The sequence below is a fragment of the Vreelandella nanhaiensis genome, from assembly GCF_003990185.1.
GTDB lineage: Bacteria > Pseudomonadota > Gammaproteobacteria > Pseudomonadales > Halomonadaceae > Vreelandella > Vreelandella nanhaiensis.
Window position 1 is genome coordinate 348,277 of record NZ_RZHF01000005.1, and the last position, 21,675, is coordinate 369,951.

At 54.8% G+C, this 21,675-nt stretch carries 21 protein-coding genes and 1 tRNA gene; 7 read left to right on the top strand and 15 right to left on the bottom strand.

What is annotated here, in order from left to right; genetic code table 11:
- Positions 1-14: 14 nt before the first annotated feature.
- Complete coding sequence (uraH, locus tag ELY38_RS05165; RefSeq protein ID WP_127060429.1) at positions 15-368, bottom strand: hydroxyisourate hydrolase; 354 nt, start codon at positions 366-368, stop codon at positions 15-17.
- A gap of 111 nt (positions 369-479) precedes the next feature.
- On the opposite strand from uraH, the gene uraD reads away from it, so the two are divergent.
- Positions 480-1,022, top strand: coding sequence for a 2-oxo-4-hydroxy-4-carboxy-5-ureidoimidazoline decarboxylase (gene uraD / locus ELY38_RS05170; RefSeq protein WP_127060430.1), 543 nt, complete (start codon positions 480-482; stop codon positions 1,020-1,022).
- Between the two features lie 93 nt (positions 1,023-1,115).
- Here uraD and ELY38_RS05175 read toward each other — a convergent pair whose 3' ends face one another.
- From ELY38_RS05175 to ELY38_RS19015, 3 genes are all read right to left on the bottom strand, one after another.
- Positions 1,116-1,538, bottom strand: a complete 423-nt coding sequence (locus ELY38_RS05175) for a phasin family protein (RefSeq protein ID WP_127060431.1) — start codon at positions 1,536-1,538, stop codon at positions 1,116-1,118.
- 197 nt (positions 1,539-1,735) lie between these two features.
- Entirely contained in the window at positions 1,736-2,431 is a 696-nt protein-coding gene (locus ELY38_RS05180; protein WP_127060432.1) for a glutathione S-transferase N-terminal domain-containing protein, read from the bottom strand.
- 135 nt (positions 2,432-2,566) lie between these two features.
- Positions 2,567-2,878 (bottom strand): hypothetical protein, encoded by a 312-nt coding sequence (locus ELY38_RS19015; protein WP_185858917.1) that lies wholly within the window; start codon positions 2,876-2,878, stop codon positions 2,567-2,569.
- On the opposite strand from ELY38_RS19015, the gene ELY38_RS05185 reads away from it, so the two are divergent.
- Positions 2,784-4,475, top strand: coding sequence for an L-lactate permease (locus tag ELY38_RS05185; RefSeq protein ID WP_127060433.1), 1,692 nt, complete (start codon positions 2,784-2,786; stop codon positions 4,473-4,475). The two genes, ELY38_RS19015 and ELY38_RS05185, sit on opposite strands and share 95 nt — an antisense overlap.
- Before the next feature lie 73 nt (positions 4,476-4,548).
- On the opposite strand, the gene ELY38_RS05190 is transcribed toward ELY38_RS05185, so the two are convergent.
- From ELY38_RS05190 to ELY38_RS05235, 9 genes are all read right to left on the bottom strand, one after another.
- Entirely contained in the window at positions 4,549-5,073 is a 525-nt protein-coding gene (locus tag ELY38_RS05190) for a gamma carbonic anhydrase family protein (protein WP_127060434.1), read from the bottom strand.
- Between the two features lie 38 nt (positions 5,074-5,111).
- Positions 5,112-8,114: an FAD-binding and (Fe-S)-binding domain-containing protein gene (locus tag ELY38_RS05195; protein ID WP_127060435.1), complete on the bottom strand. Its 3,003-nt coding sequence runs from the start codon at positions 8,112-8,114 to the stop codon at positions 5,112-5,114.
- A 16-nt stretch (positions 8,115-8,130) separates the two neighbouring features.
- Positions 8,131-9,348 carry a pyridoxal-phosphate-dependent aminotransferase family protein gene (locus ELY38_RS05200; RefSeq protein WP_127060436.1) on the bottom strand — a complete coding sequence of 406 codons (1,218 nt, stop codon included), beginning with the start codon at positions 9,346-9,348 and terminating at the stop codon, positions 8,131-8,133.
- Between the two features lie 77 nt (positions 9,349-9,425).
- A complete protein-coding gene (locus ELY38_RS05205) occupies positions 9,426-10,613 on the bottom strand; it encodes a CaiB/BaiF CoA transferase family protein (protein WP_127060437.1) in 1,188 nt (395 codons plus the stop codon).
- Between the two features lie 19 nt (positions 10,614-10,632).
- Positions 10,633-11,439, bottom strand: a complete 807-nt coding sequence (locus ELY38_RS05210; RefSeq protein ID WP_127060438.1) for an enoyl-CoA hydratase — start codon at positions 11,437-11,439, stop codon at positions 10,633-10,635.
- An 11-nt stretch (positions 11,440-11,450) separates the two neighbouring features.
- Entirely contained in the window at positions 11,451-12,734 is a 1,284-nt protein-coding gene (locus ELY38_RS05215; RefSeq protein WP_185858910.1) for a TRAP transporter large permease, read from the bottom strand.
- A 9-nt stretch (positions 12,735-12,743) separates the two neighbouring features.
- The gene (locus ELY38_RS05220) at positions 12,744-13,304 is read right to left on the bottom strand and encodes a TRAP transporter small permease (protein ID WP_127060439.1); all 561 of its coding nucleotides are present in this window, start codon (positions 13,302-13,304) and stop codon (positions 12,744-12,746) included.
- 68 nt (positions 13,305-13,372) lie between these two features.
- Positions 13,373-14,350: a TRAP transporter substrate-binding protein gene (locus tag ELY38_RS05225; protein ID WP_127060440.1), complete on the bottom strand. Its 978-nt coding sequence runs from the start codon at positions 14,348-14,350 to the stop codon at positions 13,373-13,375.
- Between the two features lie 303 nt (positions 14,351-14,653).
- Positions 14,654-15,121: a GlcG/HbpS family heme-binding protein gene (locus ELY38_RS05235; protein ID WP_127060442.1), complete on the bottom strand. Its 468-nt coding sequence runs from the start codon at positions 15,119-15,121 to the stop codon at positions 14,654-14,656.
- Between the two features lie 231 nt (positions 15,122-15,352).
- Here ELY38_RS05235 and ELY38_RS05240 point away from each other — a divergent pair, with 231 nt between their 5' ends.
- The gene (locus ELY38_RS05240; protein WP_127060443.1) at positions 15,353-16,045 is read left to right on the top strand and encodes a GntR family transcriptional regulator; all 693 of its coding nucleotides are present in this window, start codon (positions 15,353-15,355) and stop codon (positions 16,043-16,045) included.
- 5 nt (positions 16,046-16,050) lie between these two features.
- Here the strand turns inward: ELY38_RS05240 and glcC are convergent, their stop codons facing one another.
- Positions 16,051-16,827, bottom strand: a complete 777-nt coding sequence (gene glcC / locus ELY38_RS05245) for a transcriptional regulator GlcC (protein WP_127060444.1) — start codon at positions 16,825-16,827, stop codon at positions 16,051-16,053.
- A 225-nt stretch (positions 16,828-17,052) separates the two neighbouring features.
- Between glcC and glcD the strand changes: the two genes are divergently transcribed.
- The 4 genes from glcD to ELY38_RS05265 all read left to right on the top strand — a co-directional run bounded on the left by glcD (position 17,053) and on the right by ELY38_RS05265 (position 21,390).
- On the top strand, positions 17,053-18,552 hold the full coding sequence (glcD, locus tag ELY38_RS05250; RefSeq protein ID WP_127060445.1) for a glycolate oxidase subunit GlcD: 1,500 nt from the start codon (positions 17,053-17,055) through the stop codon (positions 18,550-18,552).
- Between the two features lie 17 nt (positions 18,553-18,569).
- A complete protein-coding gene (gene glcE / locus ELY38_RS05255; RefSeq protein ID WP_127060446.1) occupies positions 18,570-19,670 on the top strand; it encodes a glycolate oxidase subunit GlcE in 1,101 nt (366 codons plus the stop codon).
- Positions 19,671-19,684: 14 nt separating this feature from the next.
- A complete protein-coding gene (glcF, locus tag ELY38_RS05260) occupies positions 19,685-20,917 on the top strand; it encodes a glycolate oxidase subunit GlcF (protein WP_127060447.1) in 1,233 nt (410 codons plus the stop codon).
- Between the two features lie 71 nt (positions 20,918-20,988).
- Positions 20,989-21,390, top strand: coding sequence for a GlcG/HbpS family heme-binding protein (locus tag ELY38_RS05265; RefSeq protein ID WP_127060448.1), 402 nt, complete (start codon positions 20,989-20,991; stop codon positions 21,388-21,390).
- 131 nt (positions 21,391-21,521) lie between these two features.
- Here the strand turns inward: ELY38_RS05265 and ELY38_RS05270 are convergent.
- Positions 21,522-21,598: transfer RNA gene (locus ELY38_RS05270), tRNA-Asp, on the bottom strand.
- Positions 21,599-21,675: the final 77 nt, after the last annotated feature.

Below are 21,675 nucleotides of genomic sequence, written 5' to 3' on the forward strand. Positions count from 1 at the left end.
CTGTTGGCTAATACTTAGCTTCCACGGTAGGTAGAATAACCATACGGGGATAAAAGAAGCGGCACATGATAATGCTGATCGGCATCGGCAACACCAAAACGCAGAGGAATCACATCCAAAAAACGCGGCTCTTCAGCCTCCACACCCTGCACCCGCAGGTAATCGCCTGCATGAAACACCAGTTCATACTCACCGGGCGTAAACGTCTCTCCTTCTAGAAGCGGTGCGTCACAGCGGCCTTCTGCGTTAGTCACCGCTTCCCCCACGTGCTCACGATGACCAGCGACTACGTGGAATATATCAATGGTAATCCCTTGGGCTGGCTGACCTTTCGCGGTATCCAATACGTGAGTCGTTAAACGTCCCATAGCGGCTCCTTGCTGCTAATGAATGATTTAAAGTGGATGGATCTAGATTACCTTTATGCATTTAATATTGTATACATGAATAGCCTATAACCTATTAGTTAAGGGATCATCATGTCTTCGGATACCGCGCGACTGCTTCTTGACCCACGCCCTAGTCAGCTTTCCCAGGATGAGTTTGTAGCTCACTACGGGGATATTTATGAGCATTCGCCGTGGGTAGCCGAAACCGCTTGGCAGCAAGGTTTAAATGAAGCGCATGATGCCCCGGAAGTACTGGCCATAAAAATGGGCCATATTCTTCAACAAGCGCCAAGTGAGCAACAGATAGCCGTTATTCAGGCCCACCCCGACTTGGCTGGTAAAACCGCCATGGCCGGTAAACTCACCCAAGATTCCACGCGCGAACAGGCAGGCGCCGGGCTTGACCAATGCTCGCCCGAGGAATTTGCCCACTTTGAAGCGTTAAATGATGCCTACAAGAAGAAGTTTGGCTTTCCCTTTGTGATCGCCGTTAAAGGGCTTGATCGACATGCCATTGTGGCTGCGTTTGAAAAGCGCCTGAATAATAAAGTGGTGACAGAGCGCGAAACGGCCATTGAGCAAATCATCCGTATTGCACGCTTTCGTTTAACAGCGCGGGCCATGGGCAAGTAAGTTACCCAAAACACTTTTAAAACACATAAAAAAGCGCCGCGCCCAAAAGGCGCAGCGCTTTTCATCGCCAGGGGTTAGCGACTTAAAAGGGGTTTAACGCTTCGCGGCATCTGCTGACTTTTGAATATTGTCAGAGGCTTTCTGCTGAATGTTGTCAGCGGCTTTTTGCGTACTATCGGCTGCTTTCTGAGTGTTTTCTTCCGTCATTTTCTGGCTTTCCTGCATAAAGCCCTGACCGATAGAAGTTACCTTTTCAGAGTCGCCTTTCAGGCGCTCCATAAAGTCACTAGCGACACGTTGCTGGCTTTCCATGGCTTTTTTGAAGCTGTCGGCATCTTTCACATCAAGCCAAGTGCGCGCTTGTGACACTGTCATATCAGAGTAAGCGCGGGCAGCGTCAAGTTGGGCGCCCATTAGCTTTTGATAGTAATCAAGTGCTGTCAGCGTATAAGAACGCATCGGTGATACAAAAGCAGACTCAAATTGTTGAGTGCTGTTCTCTGTAGATTTCATCATCACGACATCTCCTTGAGTTGGCTAGCAAGCGCCGCCTACTTAGGTAGTGGAGGCGATGCTGATGCACCGGCGTTTGCCGTTGCCCCCCCAAGCTAGCAGCGCATTTTGTGCATCGCAACATGATTTTTTTAAATCGTTACGCTACACATCAGATTCTCTCGAAATATGGCGATGTTAATCAGCTGGTTATCTCCCTTTTATGATAAATCACGAATAGTGAATGCTCTGCCTGCAATCCCGTCATGTACACTCAACATACGCTTGAACCACTCATCGACAAGGGTGTTTTCTTCACCTAACGTTTCAAGCGATACGGTATAAGCCCACATCAAGCTGCCAAACAGCAGGTAATCCGCGCCACTGGGTGCATTCCCATCCAGAAAGGGGCTGCTGCGCAGTAGATCACGCACAGGTGCCAGCAGCGTTGCCAACTGTTGTCTGGCCTGCTCCGGGTTATGTAACGTTTCCAGGCGGGTACCAAAACGCGCCTCGCGGGTTTTACGAAAATAATCCCGGTCGTCTGGGTGAATGGCAGCTAGCAGATCCATGGCTACCAGGCGAAAAAGTGCAGGGGTTACGCTGCGTTCTACAAAGTATTTAAAAAACAGTACACGCTGATAGCTTGCGCCTTCTCCCAACAACGGTGCCTCTGGGTAGGTTTTATCCAGGTAGCACATGATGTCGAAACTGTCGGTGATCACCTGCTCGTTATCACACAGTACCGGCACCTTGTCGTAATCGGCGAATGCAAGCGCCTGCTTATCTTCAAACCGCCAAGCCACTGTATCGTAAGCCAGCCCCTTATGGGCAAGTGCCATACGAACGCGCCAGCAGTACGGCGAGAAACGCAAACGTTCATCGCGGCCACATAAGTCATAAAGCGTTCGGGTCATCCTTTTATCCTTATGGTTAATGCAAGATGGGTTAAACCAGGTTGATTGTTAGACATTGAGCTTAAATCACTGATCAGGCAAGAAAGGTCTTCCTGCACTGTCTTTTAGTCTAATGGCGGATTGTCGTTCCGCCATTCAATAAGCGTCATAAAAGAACAATAAATACAAAGCGTTATACACATATTTTTTGTTTGAAAAAAGCGCCTTAGCAAGGCTTTTTCCTGGTAAGACCAATTTTCCAATAGTGTTATTTTTTGAGCCGAACCGTATCTTGCACACTGTTACGTTTAGCACTTGAAACGCTAGGCGGATGCAGAGTACACCAAATAAATAACCGGGGCGGCCTTCACCTATGAACGAAACAATACTAGCTCTTCTGGCTTTCTTGCCGTTGCTGCTGGCAGGTATTTTGCTCGTTGGGTTTAAAATACCTGCCAAAGTAGCCATGCCAATTGTCTTTTTAACGGCAGCCATTATTGGTCTGACCGCTTGGGACATGTCGTTTACCCGCATCGCAGCTTCAACGATTCAGGGCCTCATCCAAACAGCGGGGCTTTTGTGGATCATTTTCGGTGCGATATTACTGCTCAATACGCTTAAACATTCAGGTGGTATTACCGCCATTCGCAACGGCTTTTCGGGTATTAGCCCCGACCGTCGGGTACAGGCACTGATTGTTGCCTGGCTGTTTGGTTGCTTTATTGAAGGCGCCTCTGGCTTTGGCACCCCTGCTGCGGTTGCTGCACCGCTCATGGTGGCCCTTGGCTTCCCTGCCCTGGCCGCCGTGGTAGTGGGCATGATGATTCAATCAACGCCGGTTTCGTTTGGCGCCGTGGGCACGCCCATCGTGGTAGGGGTAGGTAGCGGCTTGGATCGCGCCGGTATTACGGCTCAACTTGAAGCCAATGGCTCGACCTGGAACGAATTTTTCCGACTGATCACCAGCGAAGTCGCTATTACTCACGGCATCGTGGGTATCCTGATGCCCTTGATACTCGTGATCATGATGGTGCGCTTTTTCGGGGCTAACCGCTCCTGGAAAGAGGGCCTTTCGATCACGCCCTTCGCCCTCTTTACCGGCGTATGCTTCGTGGTGCCCTACATGTTGGTAGGCGTGCTGCTCGGCCCAGAATTTCCCTCCATGATCGGTGCCATGGTCGGTCTGGCGATTGTCGTTCCTGCCGCGCGTAAAGGCTTCTTGCTACCCAAAGACACTTGGGATTTCCCGGAGTCGACCGCCTGGCCCGATGAGTGGATCGGCAACCTGCAAATCAAGCTGGACGATGTAGCCGGCAAGGCGCCCATGTCGACCTTGAAAGGCTGGATTCCCTACGTGTTGCTGGCCCTGTTCCTGGTTGCTTCACGTACTATTGAGCCACTGCGCGTAGCGCTCACCTCAATTAACCTGAACTGGAACAATATTCTGGGTGAGGCAGGCGTTAGCGGTGGTGTCCAGCCGCTGTACCTGCCCGGCGGCATTATCATTGCCGTCGTTATCATTACCTACTTCCTGCACCGCATGAACCCGCAGAAGATCAGCGCGGCGGTATCAGAATCCACCAAAACGATTTTTGGGGCAGGCTTCGTGCTGGTGTTCACGGTCCCCATGGTGCGCATTCTGATCAACTCTGGTGTTAATGGGGCGGATTTGGTCTCGATGCCGGTGATGATGGCTCAGGCCGTTGCCAATAGCGTTGGCGATATCTATCCCTTCTTTGCACCAGCTGTGGGCGCCATGGGAGCCTTTATTGCAGGTTCCAATACGGTCTCCAACCTGATGCTGGCAGAGTTCCAGTTTAATGTGGCCCAAACACTAGGACTGTCCACGGCCATGATGGTGGCGCTTCAGGCCGTCGGGGCAGCAGCGGGTAACATGATTGCGATACATAACGTGGTGGCAGCATCGGCGACCGTTGGCCTGTTGGGTCGCGAAGGGGCCACTATCCGCAAGACGATCATCCCTACCATCTACTACCTGCTGTTTACCGGGATCATCGCGCTGATTGCTTTCTATGTGATTGGCATTACCGACACACTGATGTAGCCCTAGCCCTACGCTCTTGTCATAAAAAACCCCAGGCATTTGCCTGGGGTTTTTCATTGTGACAGCCAGCCTGTCAGTCGATCCGTTTGAGTTCTTTGGCATGCTGCTGGCCTTTAATGACATAGCTTTGGGCGTTCAGCTTAAGGCCTTCCACAGCATCGGGTGCAAGCTCGCGCACTACGCGTGCGGGCGAGCCGACAATTAGGGAGTTGGGTGGAAAAACGGCGCCCTCTTTAATAAACGCGCCTGCGCCTACCAGGCTGTTTTCACCAATTACCGCGCCGTTTAACACCACCGCCTGAATACCGATCAGGCAGCCATCGCCTACCGTACAGCCGTGTAGCATGGCTTGGTGCCCTACCGTTACGCCTTTACCTACTTTAAGCGGGTAGCCAGGGTCGGCATGCAGTACCGCGCCGTCTTGAATATTGCTCTCTTCACCTATTTCAAGGTGATCGCTATCACCGCGTAGCACGGCCTGATACCACACGCTTGAACGCGCTTTTAAGGTCACCTGCCCGATCACATCCGCCGTATCGGCGACATATACGTCTTCATGTATCGCAGGCCGGTGCTCTCCATATTGGTAAATAGCCACATTAACCTCCTGATCATTATTATTAATAGCCTTCTCGGTTAGGCTAACGCCTGCTCCAGCAGGCAGGCAACATGAATAGCTTCTCGGCCACTGCCATCCTTAATCTGGTGGCGGCAGCTGGTGCCATCGGCAACCAGGACAGCATCGTCTTCGGCTTCGCGGATAGCCGGCAGAAGCGAAAGCTCAGCCATTTTAAGCGAGGCTTCGTAATGCTCGGTTTCATAGCCAAAGCTACCCGCCATTCCGCAACAGGAAGACTCAATGGTTTTAACCTCAAGCCCGGGCACCCAACCGAGCACCTGCTCAACCGGGCGTAGCGCATCAAAAGCTTTTTGATGGCAGTGGCCATGAAGCAGGGCCTGCTTGTAGCCTGAGTGCTTAAGCGCTAGCGGCAGTTTCCCGGCCTTATGGGCAGTGACCAGAAATTCTTCGAATAGATACGCCGATTCGGCGAGCGCTCGGGCCTCTTCACCAAACCCATACTGCAGGAACTCATCGCGCATACTTAAAAGACATGATGGCTCCAGCCCCACAACCGCCACGCCGCGATCAACAAACGGCATCAAGTGATCCAGCGTACGCCTGGCTTCTGCCTTGGCTTTCTCAAACTGGCCGGATGATAGGTAAGTCCGCCCACAGCACAGCGGCCGCTGCCCCTTGGTGATGTTGAGGTGAACCCGATACCCGGCGGCTTCCAGCACGCGTTTAGCGGCTTTGGCGTTGTTACCTTCCATATAATTATTGAAGGTATCGACAAACAGCAGCACTTCACGCTCAGCGACTTCGCTACTGCTTGCGTTATGATTGCCTGCCAGAAAGTTGCCTTTGAAGACAGGCAGCGCCCGTTCCGGGGCAAAATTGAGCGTTTTTTTGATCCGGTTGGCTAGAAACGGCGTGCGCTCCACATAGTCCATCACCCCTGAAAAGCGGCTCGCCCACGGCGCATAGCGGGGCATTTCACCGACCATGCGGTCACGCAGTGATAGCCCTTTCGCTCTGGCGCGCGCGGCACGCGCTTCAATCTTGAACTTGGCCATATCCACGCCGGTCGGGCATTCGCGTTTACAGCCCTTACAAGAGACACACAGGTCAAGCGCTTCTTTAACAGCGTCGCTGGCAAGCCCCTCATCGCCGAGCTGGCCCGAAAGTACTAGGCGCAGCGTATTAGCTCGCCCCCGGGTTAAATGCTGTTCGTCTTTGGTCGCTCGAAAGCTTGGGCACATGGTACCCGCATCAAACTTGCGGCAGTGGCCATTGTTGTTGCACATCTCGACTGCCATGGCGAGCCCGTGAGTGGCATCCCCTGCGGTGCCGGGCGGCGTTTGCTCGCCAGTTAGCGGGTCGCGCTTTACGTTCCAGGCAGACCAATCAAACACCGGGGTCAGCGGAATCGTCTGATACGATTTGGGGAATCGGAAATAGCGCTCGTCATCCATTTTAGGGGTATCGACGATCTTGCCGGGATTGAGCAGGTTATCCGGGTCAAACAGTTGCTTGATCTCGCGAAAGGCGTTGTTGAGCGTATCGCCAAACTGCCAGGCGACCCACTCGCCACGGCAGATGCCGTCACCGTGCTCACCGGAGTAAGCGCCTTTGTATTCACGCACCAGCGAGGAAGCCAGTTCGGCAATTTCACGCATTTTTTCAGCGCCATCGCGGCGCATGTCCAGAATAGGCCGCACATGCAGCGTTCCCACGCCGGCATGCGCATACCATGTGCCTTCTGTGCCGTAGCGATTAAACACGTCCGTGAGTTTGGTGGTGTATTCGGCCAGATGCTCAAGGGGCACGGCGCAGTCTTCAATAAACGAGACTGGCTTGCCGTCGCCTTTCATGCTCATCATGATATTGAGCCCCGCCTTGCGCACATCCCAAAGCGCTTTCTGCTCTTTTGCTTCGGGCATATTCACCACGCTGCCCGGCAGCCCCAAATCGCCCATTAGCTCGTTAAGCGCACTCAGCGCCGCCAGCTGCTCGGCGTGATCGTCACCTGCAAACTCCACCAGCAAAATGGCTTCGGGCTTGCCGATCAAGGCTTTCTCGATCACCGGACGAAACGCGGGGTTTTCAAGGGCAAGCTCGATCATGGTTCTGTCGACCAGCTCGACCGCCATAGGGCCAAGCTTGACGATATACTGGGTTAAATCCATCGCCTGATAGAACGTTGGAAAATTCACCACGCCCAGCACCTTTTGGCTGGGTAGCGGTGAAAGCCGCAGCTTGATGCGTTGGCTTACTCCAAGCGTACCCTCCGAGCCAATCAGCAGGTGAGCTAAATTCACTCGGCCCTCGGGGTCGTAAGGTATGGGGTTCTGGCAGTCGAATAGGTCCAGGTTATAACCCCCGACACGGCGCAGCACTTTAGGAAAATGCTCGCGAATTTCGGGGCTGACGCGCTCGGCAATCGCCTTGACCTGCCGGGCGAGCTGCTGCTCCCGCGAGCCTTCGGCAAGGCTATCTACAAAGCTAAACTGTGCTTCAAAGCCATCGGCGAGTATGGCATCGATGCCCGCTACGTTATGCACCATGTTGCCATAGTAGATCGAGCGCGACCCGCAGGAGTTATTGCCTGCCATGCCGCCGATGGTGCATTGGGCACTGGTCGAAACATCCACCGGATACCAGAGCCCGTAAGGCTTTAGCCAGGCGTTAAGATGATCAAGCACCATGCCCGGCTCCACCACCACCGTCTGGGCTTCAGCATCGAATTCGACGATCTGGTTGAGCCAGCGCGTAGTGTCGATAACCAGCGCCTCGCCAACTGTCTGGCCACACTGGCTGGTGCCCGCACCGCGCGCCAGCACCGGCACACGGGCATCACGGGCGATATCCAGAGCGATCTTGAGATCCTCCTGGTGGCGGGGAATTACCACGCCCACCGGAGTGATCTGATAGATCGAGGCATCGGTGGCATAACGTCCCCGCGCTGCCTGATCAAATAACACGTCGCCTGCCATTTCCCGGCTTAAACGCGCCGCCAGCTCCCCAAGGGGTTTGATTCTGGCGTCACGAAATTGGGGCTGTTTCGTCAGTGATGTCATGTGACTCTCCCCATCATTAACGCTCTGAAGTGCCTGTGCTAAGCGGATTTTTGGCAAAGTAGTCCAAGGCGGCCGTGACACCACTGCTCTGCAAGTTAACGCCTGCAAGCTTCATCCCCGCCTCACAGCCGCCTAGCGTGGCAATCAGGGTAAGATCATTGCAGTCGCCCAGGTGGCCGATGCGGAACATCTTGCCCTTGGCCTTGCCTAGCCCCATGCCTAGCGATAAATCAAAGCGCTCGTAGATAATCTTACGAATCTCATCGGCATCAACCCCCTCGGGCATCACGACACCCGTGAGCACAGGGGAATAAAGCGTCGGATCCTGACACTGAATTTCCAGCCCCCAGGCCTCGACCGCCGTGCGAACGCCAGCAGCCCAGCGCTGATGACGCGCCAGCACATGCTCAATGCCCTCATCCAGCAGCATATCGAGGGCTTCATTGAGCCCATACAGCAGGTTGGTGCTGGGCGTATAGGGCCAGTAGCCGCGCTGGTTGGCTTCCAGAATCTCATCCCAGGCCCAGAAGCTTTTGGGAAGCCTGGCGTGCTGGCTAACCTGGATCGCTTTGGGAGAAAGCGCGTTAAAGCTAATCCCCGGCGGCAGCATCAGGCCTTTTTGTGAGCCGGACACGGTGACATCCACGCCCCACTCATCATGGCGGTAGTCAGCGCTGGCAAGGCCTGAAATGGTATCCACGATTAACAGCGCCGGGTGCCCGGTGGCATCAATAGCCTTACGCACCGCTGCGATATCACTGGTCACGCCGGTTGAGGTTTCGTTGTGCACCACACATACCGCTTTAATGGCGTGTTCGGGGTCATTGTTAAGCCGTTCCTGGATCATGTTGGCCTGCACGCCCTGGCGCCAACCCTCATAGCCCGGCAGGCCGATAAATTCAGGCTTCAGATCAAGACGCAGCGCCATTTTCTGCCATAGCGTGGCGAAGTGGCCGGTCTCAAACATCAGCACCTGATCGCCTGGTGACATGGTATTAGCGAGTGCCGCCTCCCAAGCGCCGGTACCCGAGGCCGGATAAATAACCACCGGGTGCTCTGTTTTGAAGATTTTCTTAACCTTGGCCAGTAGCTCTAACCCCAGAGCACCAAACTCAGGCCCACGGTGGTCGATGGTGGGCAGGCTCATCGCACGCAATATGCGGTCTGGCACCGGTGAGGGTCCTGGAATCTGCAGGAAATGACGGCCTGATGGGTGGAAGTCGAGTTTCAGCATGGTGGTTGCCTCTTGTTATTGTTGCTGGTTAAAACCTGAAAATGGATAATGAATGCAATTATTGGCTTTAAAAAAACTTATTTGATGCAGCCCTCAGCCCGCAGGTGGTTCAGTTCGTCATCGTCAAAACCCAGCCCTTCAAGCACTTCATCGGTATGCTGGGCAAACAGCGGCGCTGGGCTTCGTATTGTCGAAGGTGTTAAGGAGAACTTGCTGGGAAACCCGATAGTTTTCATTTTTCCTATAACCGGGTGCTCCATCTCTTCCACCATGCCGCGTGCCAGATAGTGCTCATCGGCCATGGCGTCAGCGAAATTATTGATAGGCCCGGCAGGCACGCCCGCGCTATCGCAGAGCGTTAACCACTCATCCACGCTTGCCTCGGCCATCAGCTCTTCTAGTAGCGCTTCCAGCTCATCAACGTGCTGGCCACGGTCGTGATTGGTGATAAAGCGCGGGTCTTCCATCAAGGCTTCATGCTTTAATACGTCGCGGCAAAACCGCTCCCAGGTGCGCTGGTTAGCACAACCCAGCATCAAATAGCCGTCGCGTGCCTTGACCGCCTGATAAGGTGCCGATACCCGGTGGCGCCACCCCGTGGGTCCCGGCACCGTGCCTTCAGCAAAGTACGCCGCCGCTTCCCAGGTAAACCAGGGCAGCCCGCACTCGGTAATCGCAATATCGATATGCTGGCCTTCACCGGTGGTCATCTTATGGATATGCGCTGCAAGTATTGAGTAGACCGCAGTAATACCCGCCCCGATATCGTAAACCGCAATTCCTGTCTTCAACGGACGCCGCCCCTGCTCGCCGGTCATCGACATCAGCCCAGTCATGCCTTGGGCTACCAGGTCAAAACCGCCTTTATGGCTGTAAGGGCCGGTCTGTCCATAGCCTGAAATTGAACAGTAAACGATACCTGGGTTGATCGCTTTTATAGTGTCGTAATCAATCGCCAGTGATTGGGTAACGCCTGGTCGGTAGTTCTCGACAATCACATCTGCCTCACTCGCCAAGCGGTAAAAGATCTGCCTTGCCCGCTCGTCTTTAAGGTTCAACGAAATGCTCTTTTTATTGCGGTTGATCTGCGAAAAACAGGTGGATTCCCCGTTAACATAAGGCCCCATCTGGCGGCTATCATCACCGCCATTCAGCTTTTCCACCTTGATCACCTCAGCGCCCATATCGGCCAGCACCATGCTGCAGTAGGGCCCTGCCATGATTTGGGAGACGTCCAGCACTTTTATATTCTGTAAGGGAAGCATGTGCCCTCCTCCTTCTTGTTTAGCGGCCCGTCCACTCAAACGACGTTTTATTGACGAACTTATCCACGGCAGCGGCAAAATCACGGCTCATGTAGCAGGTAGTGACCCAGTCATCGCTTGCATCCGCTTTGAGCCTTCGTTGTTCAAGCACTCGGTTAATCAATGCTTTACTAGCCTGCAGGGTAAGCGGTGCCCGCTTGGCAAAGTCTGCCGCGAGCATGGCAACATCGGCGTAAATGGTGTCGGCAGCAAAGAGGTGGTTCACAAGCCCAGCTGCGTACGCTTCTTCGGCGCCAAACAGCCGCGCCATCATCAGCACTTCCTTGGTGCGGGCCACGCCTATCATGTCGATCAGTCGCGATACGTTGCTGATCGACAGCGTATTACCCAGGGTCTTGGCGATGGGCACCCCGAACTTCATGCTTGAAGTGGCGTAGCGAAAGTCGCATGCCAGGGCAAGTGCTGCGCCCCCGCCAACACACGCGCCTTCAATCAGTGCCAGGGTCGGCTTGGGAAAGCGCTCAAGCTTGCCTACTACTTGATCGATTCGGCGCTCATAGCTGATGGCATCATCAGGCTCTGAGAAATTGGCAAACTGAGTGATATCCGTACCCGCTACAAACGCCTCACCGCCTACCCCGTGAAGCACCATTGCGTGAACATCTTCATCACCGGCCAGAGAATCACAGTAGTGCTCCAGCGCGTTATACATCTCCCAGGTCATCGCATTGCGGCTTTGTGGGCGATTAAAACCGATCCAGGCAACACCGTCGCGAGTGTCAAACTGCACGCTTTCGGTTAGCGGTGAATCATGTGAATCTTTCATAGATGACTCCTTTAGCCGTAGATAAAGTTAACCAGCGCCAGCGCAAACGCGGGGATATAGGTATTGATCATTAGAATCGTGAACAGCACGGCGATAAACCACAGATTGGTTTTGGATGTTGCCCAGATATCCGATTTGGCAATTGAGCAGGAAGCAATCAGTACGCTGGCCACGGGCGGTGTCTGCTGGCCAATCGCCAGGTTCAGCGTAACAATCAAACCAAAATGCAGCGGGTCAATGCCTACTTCCAGAACCAGCGGCAGCACGATAGGCACAACCAGAATGATGGCCGCTGCAGAGTGCAAGAAGATTCCCAGAATCAGGAATATCACGTTGAGTAGGGCCAGAATGACGTACTTGTTATCCGTCAGGTCGCTGATCTGCATAGCAATTTCCTGGGGCACGCGGGTCTCGGTGAGATAGCTGCCCACCACCGCAGAAGCCGCGACCAGCAGCATCACCACCGCCGTTTGCACACCAGCGCTTTTGCACGAGTCGATAAAGTTCCTGATCGTAAACTCGCGATATACCACCGCACTGATAAAGATCGCCACGCAGACGGCAAGGGCCGCGCCTTCGGTTGCTGTTACAAAGCCGCCAAAGATACCGCCTAAGATAATCACCGGAATTAGCAGCGCCCAGATCGCTTCCTTAAAGGCTTTCCACAGGTTGGAAAGCTGAAAACGTCCCTCAGACGGAAAATTGTATTTCCTTGCCAAGTAGTAGCACATAGCCGCTAATCCCATGGCGCCCAACAGGCCAGGGAAAATACCCGCCACAAACATCTGTACCACGGACTCGCCGGACATAACGGCGTACAGGATCATGGGAATCGAAGGCGGTAAAATAATCGCCAAGCTGGCCGCTGATGAAGAGATGGAAGCGGCAAACTCTTTCGAGTAGCCTTTTTTACGCATGGCCGGGATCAGGATACTGCCGATCGCCGACACCCCGGCCACCGATGAGCCGGATATCTCGGCAAAAAACACCGAGGCTCCGATAGTCACCATGGAAAGCCCGCCCTTGATAAACCCAACCATAGCCATAGCCAGGTCGATCAAGCGCCGCGAGATGCTGGAGGCGTTCATGATGGCGCCAGCCAAGATAAACAGCGGGATAGCGATCAGAGGAAAGTTCGTGGCCCCCTCGAACATGGTCATGCCCACCGTCGGCATCGCCATGCTGCCATAGGTCATAAAGGTGGCAATCGTGCCCACCAAGGCTAGCGCAACCGCCACCGGCACATTGATCAGAATCAGCACGATCAATGCGAGAAATATATACAGTATGGTCATGCTGGCTACTTACCCTCGCTGGTGAGTGCTGACGGCTTCAACTTCTTCGGCATCGATACCGGCTTCTTCCAGTTCGTGATCGATAAACCCTTTGCCGCGGGCACTTCTCAGCACCTCGGGTAAGCGCAGCAGTTCAGCGATAATGAACAGTACCGAAGCCACGGGAATAGCCGACTGGGTAAGCTGCATGGAAATGGACGGCAGGCTGACCATATTGACGCCGTCCAGAATCAGCATTACCTGATAGCTGGCCAAGCCGAGAAATACGAAAAAGCCGATGGTGATGGCCTCTGCCAACAAAGCGACCGGTACCCGGATCGAGGGCGGGCACATATTCAATACGCTGGGGCACGTAATATGTGCTCCTTTAGCGGCCGCCAGCGCTGCCCCGTAATACGTCACCCATGCCAGCAGCACAGCGGCCAGCTCGTCGTACCAGCTCAAGGGAGAGCCGAGATACCGCGAGATAAATCCAATGGTCACGACCCCGGCCAGAGCAATGACCAGAATGACCACGATTGCTTCAAGAAACGAGAAGTACGCGTTCTTGAACTTGGTATAAGCACCCATTGAAACCTCCAGAACGATGAGGCGCCCCAGCACTCAGGCGTTGCGCCTCGAAGAGACGGCTACCTGGCTTAGTCGCGCAGCCCAGCCACCGTATCGATAAGTTCTTGACCACCCTCGACATCGTTGGCGAACTTGTCATAGATGGTCTGAGAGGCTTCAACAAAGGCATCGAAGTCGACTTCATTGATCTCCATGCCCTCTTCGCGCATTTTCTCCAAGGTTTCTTCATCCAGGCGCCGTCCCTCTTCAAGGGCGAAATCTTCCATTTCCAGGGCAACTTCCTCGAGCACCGTGCGTACCTCCTCGGGCAGGCGGTTCCAGCTGGCTCCTGCGGTCAGATACGCCGGGGTATAGACGTGATTGGAGAGCGACAGATAGTCCTGAACTTCCTGAAACCGCGATGAGTAGGTCTGAATCAGCGGGTTTTCCTGGCCATCCATGGCACCGGTTTGAAGCGCCACGAACACTTCAGAAAGTGACATTGGTGAAGGGGCGGCACCGTAGCTTCTGAACATCTCAATACGCCATACGCCGCTTGGCGTGCGCAGCTTGATGCCGTCGAGATCATCCGGCACAACAATGGGCCTTACGTTGTTGGTGATCTGGCGAAAGCCGTTTTCCCATACCCCGATAATCTTGAAACCGCGCGCCTCAGCTGCTTCATAGAGCGGCCCGCGCACCACTTCATCGCGCACCCGCTTCATGTGTTCACGGTCTTTAATCAGGTAAGGCATTTCAAACAGAGCGAACTGATCAGATTCAGAACTCATTACCGTCGAGGGGATGGAGAGATCCAATGACCCCAATCTTAAGCGACGCATCATCGATTCATCGCCGCCCAGCTGGCTGTTGCCATACACGTTAACTTCAGCCACGCCGTCAAGGCGTTCATTGGCAAGCTCAGCAAACCGATTGGCGGTAATTTCGAACAGCGAGCCTGGGCCACCCACATGCCCTAGCCGCACTTCTGTATTGGCGCTCGCAATAGAGGCCTGTAAGCCAATAGCTACCGCGGCGGTCAAAAGCGTTGTCTTGAGAAATTTCATAGAGCACTCCAAGAGAAACTTATTGTTGTTGGATCGTCGCCACCGGGCTCAACGCTCGGTGAACCTTGCACGCTCATTCAGTTGTCGCTTCCCTGCAACGCGAACACCGCTCCTGCTCACCCATTCAATTTGAATTCAAAATTCAAAATTAGGTATTAAACTTTCGTAGCGAGGCACGACTTAGGTTCACAACTGATTGATTCACAAGCCCTTGGCAGTAACCGTGAAACAGAAAAACTTCAGCCATAAAAAAACAGCGCCTCGAGCGGGGCGCTGTTTTCAATAAGTTAGAAGGATCAAGCCTTAATCGAGCGCAGGCTCAAGCCCCCATTTGAGGCCAGCAGCCTCAATACCCGCTATGGCAGCCTGCTGATCTTCGCTTGACGATGCCCCGCTGACGCCTACGGCACCAATCACACAATCCTGTCCATCAAGGATGAGTACCCCACCGGCCACGGGAATAAACTTACCTTGTGAGGCAGCCGCTACGCCGGCAAGAAAGGCAGGCCGCTCATGATTTCGCTCCCCTGTTACGCCACTGGCAACACCAATGCCTAGCGCGGCAAAGGCTTTACCTTGCGCCACGGGATAGCGCAAAGGCGCGCAACCATCTTCGCGTTCAGCCACTACAACGTGACCGCCGCCATCCAACACCACTATGGTTAAAGGCGAAAGGTCGGCTTCTCGAGCTTGGGTAATCGCCCCTTCCACTACTGCTCGGGCCTGGGCTCGGGCTAACTGTACGTTTGCAAGATATACGTTACCTGCCATTGATTGCTCCTTGTTATCCTTGTTAATTGCTAATTTCTCCTAGTATCAGAAGAGGTCTAATACACTTTTACAGCAATTTTTTTATACGCTCGTTAATATTGAATTCATAATTAATTTTGCAGATCATGCCCAGACTCGCCACTATACCAAGCGGGCAGCTGGCTAAATCCCGTTAGCACTATACAAAACTTGGTAGGATCGCCAGGTGGATGATCGAGAAGGAAGAGAACAATGACGAAGATACTTCAGCGCAACTTATACCGCGAAGTCGCCGATCGTATTGGCGATCTTATCGAGCACGGCGAGCTGTCGCCTGGCGAGCGAATATCAGAAAAACAGCTGTGTGAAAAATTCGGTGTTTCGCGTACTCCCCTAAGAGAAGCGCTTAAGGTGCTGGCAACCGAAGGGTTAATTGAACTGTTGCCCAACCGGGGTGCTCGCGTCGTTCGTTTAACCTTCAAGAAGGTCAAGGACACTTATGACCTTATGGCGGCGCTGGAAGGTTTATCCGGTGAGCTGGCCTGCCAACATATCACCGACAAAGAGATTTCCACCATTCGCACGCTCCATAACAGCATGCTCGAACACTATCACCAACATGATTTAAAAGCGTATTTCGAGCTTAACCGGCAGATTCATGAAAGCATACTGGCCGCCTCTCAAAACGAGGTACTCCAAGAGATGTACAGCAATCTCAGCCAACGCGTAAAACGTGTTCGCTACTCGAAAAAGATGACCCAAGCGTTTTGGGATCAGGCGGTCAAGGACCATGAAAACATGATCAACGCGCTGGAAAAACGCGATAGCCAGCTGCTCGGGCAGATTCTGCGCGACCACTTATGCAATAAGCTTGAAGTAGCCACCCTGGCTGGGGTGATCGAAGATGGCGCGCCTGGCGAAGGGCATGGTATTGTTAACGCTTAAGTGTGCTACCAGGGTTCCATACGCATAGCGGAGCGCTCCAGGCGCTCGCTTTCTGCCTCCAGCTCACGCAGCAGCTCGGTAATACTGGTGAGATGCTCAAGCGCCACATGTCGCGCCTGCTCGGCCTCACCCGCGACAACAGCATCATGGAGCCTGGCATGCTGACGGTTGATCATCTCGCGCGGGCCCGAGCGATGATAAAGGTGCTTAACGGAAGCAAACACCGAACTCAACAGCAGGTCGGTCAGGCTTTGCAACGTATGCACCAGCACCGGATTGTGTGATGCCTGGGAAACCGCCAAATGAAAGGCATGATCCAGCCGTGCCAGACGCTCTACATCAATACTTTCTGAATGCTCTGCATAATCCGCCATTTCCCGGTAGCGCCGGGTAATCAGCACGCGGTCCATCGACGTACCCCGCTTGGCGGCCAAAAACGCCGACTCCCCTTCCAGCAGCGCCCGGACCTCCAGTAGGTCAAACAGGGTGCGCGGATGGTCGTTGAACAGGTGCATCAACGGGCTTTGCTGGTGCATGGGTAGAAGCGACGCCACGGTTGAACCGTGCCCCTGGCGGGTTTCAATAATCTGCTTGCTGCGTAGAATCCGTAGGCCCTCACGCAGCGAGGCGCGCGACACCTTGAGGCGTTCGCATAGCCGTCTTTCAGAAGGCAGTAACTGACCGGGGCGAAACACACCATCCAGAATCAAACGCTCAAGCCTTGCCGCCACATTTTCCGGCGTGCGCTGCCCCATCACCCTCTCTTCATTGGGCAATGCCATGGTTCTCTCCTTCAGACCTTGGATCTTTATACGGCCTACCTGAAAGAAAGTGGTAAGACCATATCCCGCTTATCACCAGCTTCGTCTTGGCAGGCTTGGCTGTCGACTAATTACTGGTCTGACCATTGCACCACACTCTAGACAGGCACACAAAAAAAGCTCAGATTGACGCCATGCCCTACCGACCGTGCGATTACCTTTAACGACAAAAACTGGGATGTTGTGATGAATATCCTCTTTGATGAGCGCCTTGATGGTGAGCTTGTACACCGCGATAAAACTGAGGTCTTAGCGGATTTACAGCAGGCCGTGCCTACCATGACACTGCTGCACCGCGAGGAAGACCTGCGCCCCTTTGAATGCGACGGTCTGGCCGCCTACCGGGTCCTGCCCATGCTGGTGGCGCTACCCGATAGTCTTGAGCAGGTTGAAACGCTTTTAAAACGCTGCCACGTGCTCGGCGTGCCGGTGGTTACCCGCGGTGCAGGCACCGGCCTTTCCGGCGGCGCGCTTCCGCTTGAGCAGGGTGTATTGTTGGTGATGTCGAGGTTTAACAAGATATTGAGCGTTGATCCTGATGCCCGCCTAGCACGCGTGCAGCCTGGGGTACGTAACTTGGCCATTTCCGAGGCAGCCACGCCATATGGGCTTTATTACGCACCTGATCCATCATCCCAAATTGCCTGCTCGATTGGCGGCAACGTGGCGGAAAACGCAGGCGGCGTACACTGCTTGAAGTACGGCTTGACCGTGCATAATGTTTTGCGCGTTGATGTGCTGACCATTGAAGGAGAGCGCATGACGCTGGGCGCTGAGTCGCTGGACGCCCCAGGGTTTGATCTGCTCGCGCTGATGAATGGCTCAGAAGGCATGCTGGGCGTGGTCACCGAAATCACCGTCAAGCTACTGCCCAAACCGGAAACTGCCAAGGTCTTGATGGCAAGCTTTGACGACGTTGAAAAAGCCGGCCGGGCGGTGGGCGATATTATTGCAGCGGGTATTATCCCGGGCGGTCTGGAGATGATGGATAAGCTTGCCATCAAGGCGGCTGAAGATTTTGTCAAAGCGGGCTACCCACTGGACGCTGAAGCGATTTTGCTTTGCGAGCTTGATGGCGTTGAAGCGGATGTGGATGACGACTGCGAGACAGTACGGCGGGTGCTTGAAAAGGCCGGTGCCACACAGATTCAGCAGGCCCGCGATGAAGCCGAGCGGGCCAGGTTCTGGGCCGGGCGTAAAAATGCCTTCCCGGCCGTGGGTCGCATGTCGCCGGACTACTACTGCATGGATGGCACCATCCCCCGCCGCGAATTACCTCGAGTGCTCAAAGGCATTGCAGCGCTTTCTGAGCAGAGCGGTCTGGCAGTCGCCAACGTCTTTCACGCAGGCGATGGCAATATGCACCCCTTGATCTTGTTTGATGCCAACAAAGAAGGCGAACTTGCGCTTGCTGAAGAGGTAGGTGGCAAGATTTTGGAACTTTGCGTGGCGGCTGGCGGCTCGATTACCGGCGAGCATGGTGTGGGGCGCGAAAAGATCAATCAGATGTGCAGCCAGTTCCAGGCGGATGAGATCAGCGTTTTTCATGCGCTAAAAGCGGCCTTTGACCCAAAACGCCTGCTCAACCCAGGAAAAAACATTCCGACCTTGGCCCGCTGCGCCGAGTTTGGCGCCATGCATGTGCATAACAATGAATTGCCGCATCCTGAGCTACCGCGCTTTTGATGGCACAAGGAACACTCATGACTGATTTAGCGATTCGCGCCGCTGACCGCGATATTTCCGAGCGCCTGTGTGATCAGGTGCGCACAGCATACGAAACACGCACACCGTTGCGTATTGTGGGCGGTAATACCCGCATGTTTTATGGCCGCCCAGTAGAAGGCCAGCCACTTTCTTTGGCGGAGCACAGCGGCATTATCTCTTACGATCCGGTAGAACTGGTGGTCACCGTGCGCGCCGGCACGCGCTTGAGCGCACTACAAAAAGCCCTTGCCGAGCACCACCAGATGCTTCCCTTTGAACCGCCCTGCTTTGGCGAGGAAAGCACCATTGGCGGTGCGGTGGCGACCGGTCTATCAGGCCCCCGTCGCCCCTGGGCGGGCGCGGCGCGTGACTTTGTACTCGGTACCCGGGTCATCACTCAGGAAGGCAAGCTGCTGCGCTTTGGTGGCGAGGTGATGAAAAACGTGGCGGGCTATGATCTTTCCCGCCTGATGACTGGCGCCCAAGGCACGCTTGGTGTGCTTGCCGATATCTCGTTCAAGGTACTGCCCATTCCGACCACAAGCCACTGTTTACGCCTGCCCATGGGCCTGAACGATGCGTTGGGCAAACTGGCGCAACTTGGCCGACAGCCATTGCCCATCACGGCTGCCGCCTGGCACTCAGGCGAGCTGTTTATTCGCCTGGAGGGCGGCGAAAGCTCGGTGAAAGCGACCCGAGAGCGCCTCGGCGGTGAGCCGTTGGAGGCCAGCTTCTGGACCTCTCTACGCGATCACACCCATGACTTCTTCAAGGGCAATGAGGGGCAGGCACTGTGGCGCCTGTCGCTGCCTCCAAACACGGCACCGCTTGCGCTGGATATTCCCCAAACTGATATTTTCTACGACTGGGGCGGCAGCCAGCGCTGGGTAAAAACCGCGCTTGATGCGCAAACCCTGCGCGCTGCCTGCCAAGCGGCAGGCGGGCATGCCACCTGCTACACCCCAAATGCTCAGGGCAGCGCCGACGAGCCTTTCACGCCGCTGAACGCCGTGCTCGAAAAGTACCATCGCAATCTAAAAACACAGCTGGACGCCCATGGTATTTTTAACCCTGGTCGTCTTTACGCGGCGTTTTAATCAGGAGAGCTGATATGCAAACGCATTTCACTGACGCAGATCGCCAAAAGCCGCATATACAGGAAGCGGAACGCATTTTACGTACCTGCGTCCACTGCGGTTTTTGCAACGCCACCTGCCCCACCTATCAGCTGCTGGGCGATGAGCGTGACGGCCCTCGCGGGCGCATTTACCTAATGAAGGAGCTGCTGGAAAGTCGCGACGACGATGACCAGGTCACTGCAGAAACAAGACTGCACCTGGATCGCTGCCTGACCTGCCAGAACTGCGAAACCACCTGCCCGTCAGGGGTGGAGTATCATAAGCTTTTGAATATCGGCCGCGCGGAAATAGAGCGCCGTGTACCGCGCCCGCCAGCCGATCGCGCCCAGCGCTATGCGCTGCGCAAAATGATGGTGGAACCCAAGCGCTTTCAGGCATTACTCAAGCTGGGCCAGACCTTCAAGCCTCTAGTACCAGGCAAGCTGCGCAACAAGATGCCCGCAGCACCGGTTGATGCGGGCAATCGTCCTGGCAGCCATCAGCATGCCCGCCGCATGCTGGTTCTGGAAGGCTGCGTGCAGCCAGGCCTTTCGCCTAACACCAATGCGGCCACGGCGCGCCTGCTGGACCGCTTGGGCATCAGCCTTACCCCGGTGGCCGAGGCCGGCTGCTGCGGGGCGATTGATTTCCACCTTAACGCTCAGGATGACGGCCGAGCCCGCATGCGCGCCAATATTGATGCCTGGTGGCCACATATTGAACAAGGCGCTGAGGCCATCGTACAAACCGCCAGCGGCTGCGGGGCGTTCATCAAGGAGTATGGCTACATGCTTAAGGATGACCCGGCCTATGCCGAAAAGGCTAAACGGGTCAGCGCGCTGGCAAAAGACATTGTCGAGGTACTGCGCGAAGAGCCGTTGGAGACACTCAAGGTCGACGAACCTCAGCGGCTCGCCTTTCACTGCCCCTGCACACTGCAGCACGCCCAGAAGCTCAACGGCGCGGTCGAAGGCGTACTCACCAAGCTCGGCTTTGCACTGACGCCCGTTCAGGATGCTCACCTGTGCTGCGGCTCGGCGGGCACCTACTCGATCACCCAGCCCGAGCTTGCCACTCAGTTGCGCGACAACAAGCTCAATGCTCTGGAGGCGGGCAATCCAGAGCTTATCGTGACCGCCAATATCGGCTGTCAAACGCACCTGGCAAGCGCCAACCGCACACCGGTGCGCCACTGGATAGAAGTCGTGGACGCCGCGCTTAACTGATAACGTTACCCCCTACCGCGCCTGCCGGACAGGCGCGGCTTTAACCCACTGTCAAACAACAGGAACCCGATATGCAAACTAAAGCGATTCTTGCGCTAGCCGATATCAACAAAATTCTTGATGCTGCACAAAAAGAAGCCGACAGCAACGCTTGGCCAGTCACCATTGCCGTTGCCGACGATGGCGGCCACCTGCTAGCGCTGCGTCGCCTGGATGGCGCTGCGCCCTTCAGCGCCGAAGTGGCCACTCATAAGGCGCGCAGTGCAGCGCTGGGACGTAAAGAGACGCAGGTGTTTGAAGAGATGATCAACGGCGGGCGCACAGCATTTGTTTCAGCGCCGCTGCAGGGCCTTCTTTCCGGCGGTGTGCCAGTCATCGTCGATGGCCAGGTGATTGGTTCGGTCGGTATCTCCGGTGTGAAGCCCGAGCAGGATGTCCAGATCGCCAAGGCGGGCGTCAACGCTATCGTCTGATAGGTGTACGACGAGCACATACAAAAAACCCCGGATCACTGATCCGGGGTTTTGGAATTTGTTCGGTGTTAACCGAGGGTACTTAATAAATAAGTACTCAGTAAATAAGTACTTAAAAAACTAGTGCTTAATGGCGGACCGGACGAGACTCGAACTCGCGACCTCCGGCGTGACAGGCCGGCATTCTAACCAACTGAACTACCGGTCCACAAATAAGGCACTTATCTAACAACCATTTAAAAGGACTTTAAATGGTGGGTGGTACTGGGTTCGAACCAGTGACCC

Excerpts from the sequence above, each read along its gene's own strand:
- uraH (WP_127060429.1), bottom strand. The coding sequence starts at position 368 with ATGGGACGTTTAACGACTCACGTATTGGATACCGCGAAAGGTCAGCCA.
- uraD (WP_127060430.1), top strand. The coding sequence starts at position 480 with ATGTCTTCGGATACCGCGCGACTGCTTCTTGACCCACGCCCTAGTCAG.
- ELY38_RS05175 (WP_127060431.1), bottom strand. The coding sequence starts at position 1,538 with ATGATGAAATCTACAGAGAACAGCACTCAACAATTTGAGTCTGCTTTT.
- ELY38_RS05180 (WP_127060432.1), bottom strand. The coding sequence starts at position 2,431 with ATGACCCGAACGCTTTATGACTTATGTGGCCGCGATGAACGTTTGCGT.
- ELY38_RS05185 (WP_127060433.1), top strand. The coding sequence starts at position 2,784 with ATGAACGAAACAATACTAGCTCTTCTGGCTTTCTTGCCGTTGCTGCTG.
- ELY38_RS19015 (WP_185858917.1), bottom strand. The coding sequence starts at position 2,878 with ATGGCTACTTTGGCAGGTATTTTAAACCCAACGAGCAAAATACCTGCC.
- ELY38_RS05195 (WP_127060435.1), bottom strand. The coding sequence starts at position 8,114 with ATGACATCACTGACGAAACAGCCCCAATTTCGTGACGCCAGAATCAAA.
- ELY38_RS05200 (WP_127060436.1), bottom strand. The coding sequence starts at position 9,348 with ATGCTGAAACTCGACTTCCACCCATCAGGCCGTCATTTCCTGCAGATT.
- ELY38_RS05205 (WP_127060437.1), bottom strand. The coding sequence starts at position 10,613 with ATGCTTCCCTTACAGAATATAAAAGTGCTGGACGTCTCCCAAATCATG.
- ELY38_RS05210 (WP_127060438.1), bottom strand. The coding sequence starts at position 11,439 with ATGAAAGATTCACATGATTCACCGCTAACCGAAAGCGTGCAGTTTGAC.
- ELY38_RS05215 (WP_185858910.1), bottom strand. The coding sequence starts at position 12,734 with ATGACCATACTGTATATATTTCTCGCATTGATCGTGCTGATTCTGATC.
- ELY38_RS05220 (WP_127060439.1), bottom strand. The coding sequence starts at position 13,304 with ATGGGTGCTTATACCAAGTTCAAGAACGCGTACTTCTCGTTTCTTGAA.
- ELY38_RS05225 (WP_127060440.1), bottom strand. The coding sequence starts at position 14,350 with ATGAAATTTCTCAAGACAACGCTTTTGACCGCCGCGGTAGCTATTGGC.
- ELY38_RS05235 (WP_127060442.1), bottom strand. The coding sequence starts at position 15,121 with ATGGCAGGTAACGTATATCTTGCAAACGTACAGTTAGCCCGAGCCCAG.
- ELY38_RS05240 (WP_127060443.1), top strand. The coding sequence starts at position 15,353 with ATGACGAAGATACTTCAGCGCAACTTATACCGCGAAGTCGCCGATCGT.
- glcC (WP_127060444.1), bottom strand. The coding sequence starts at position 16,827 with ATGGCATTGCCCAATGAAGAGAGGGTGATGGGGCAGCGCACGCCGGAA.
- glcD (WP_127060445.1), top strand. The coding sequence starts at position 17,053 with ATGAATATCCTCTTTGATGAGCGCCTTGATGGTGAGCTTGTACACCGC.
- glcE (WP_127060446.1), top strand. The coding sequence starts at position 18,570 with ATGACTGATTTAGCGATTCGCGCCGCTGACCGCGATATTTCCGAGCGC.
- glcF (WP_127060447.1), top strand. The coding sequence starts at position 19,685 with ATGCAAACGCATTTCACTGACGCAGATCGCCAAAAGCCGCATATACAG.
- ELY38_RS05265 (WP_127060448.1), top strand. The coding sequence starts at position 20,989 with ATGCAAACTAAAGCGATTCTTGCGCTAGCCGATATCAACAAAATTCTT.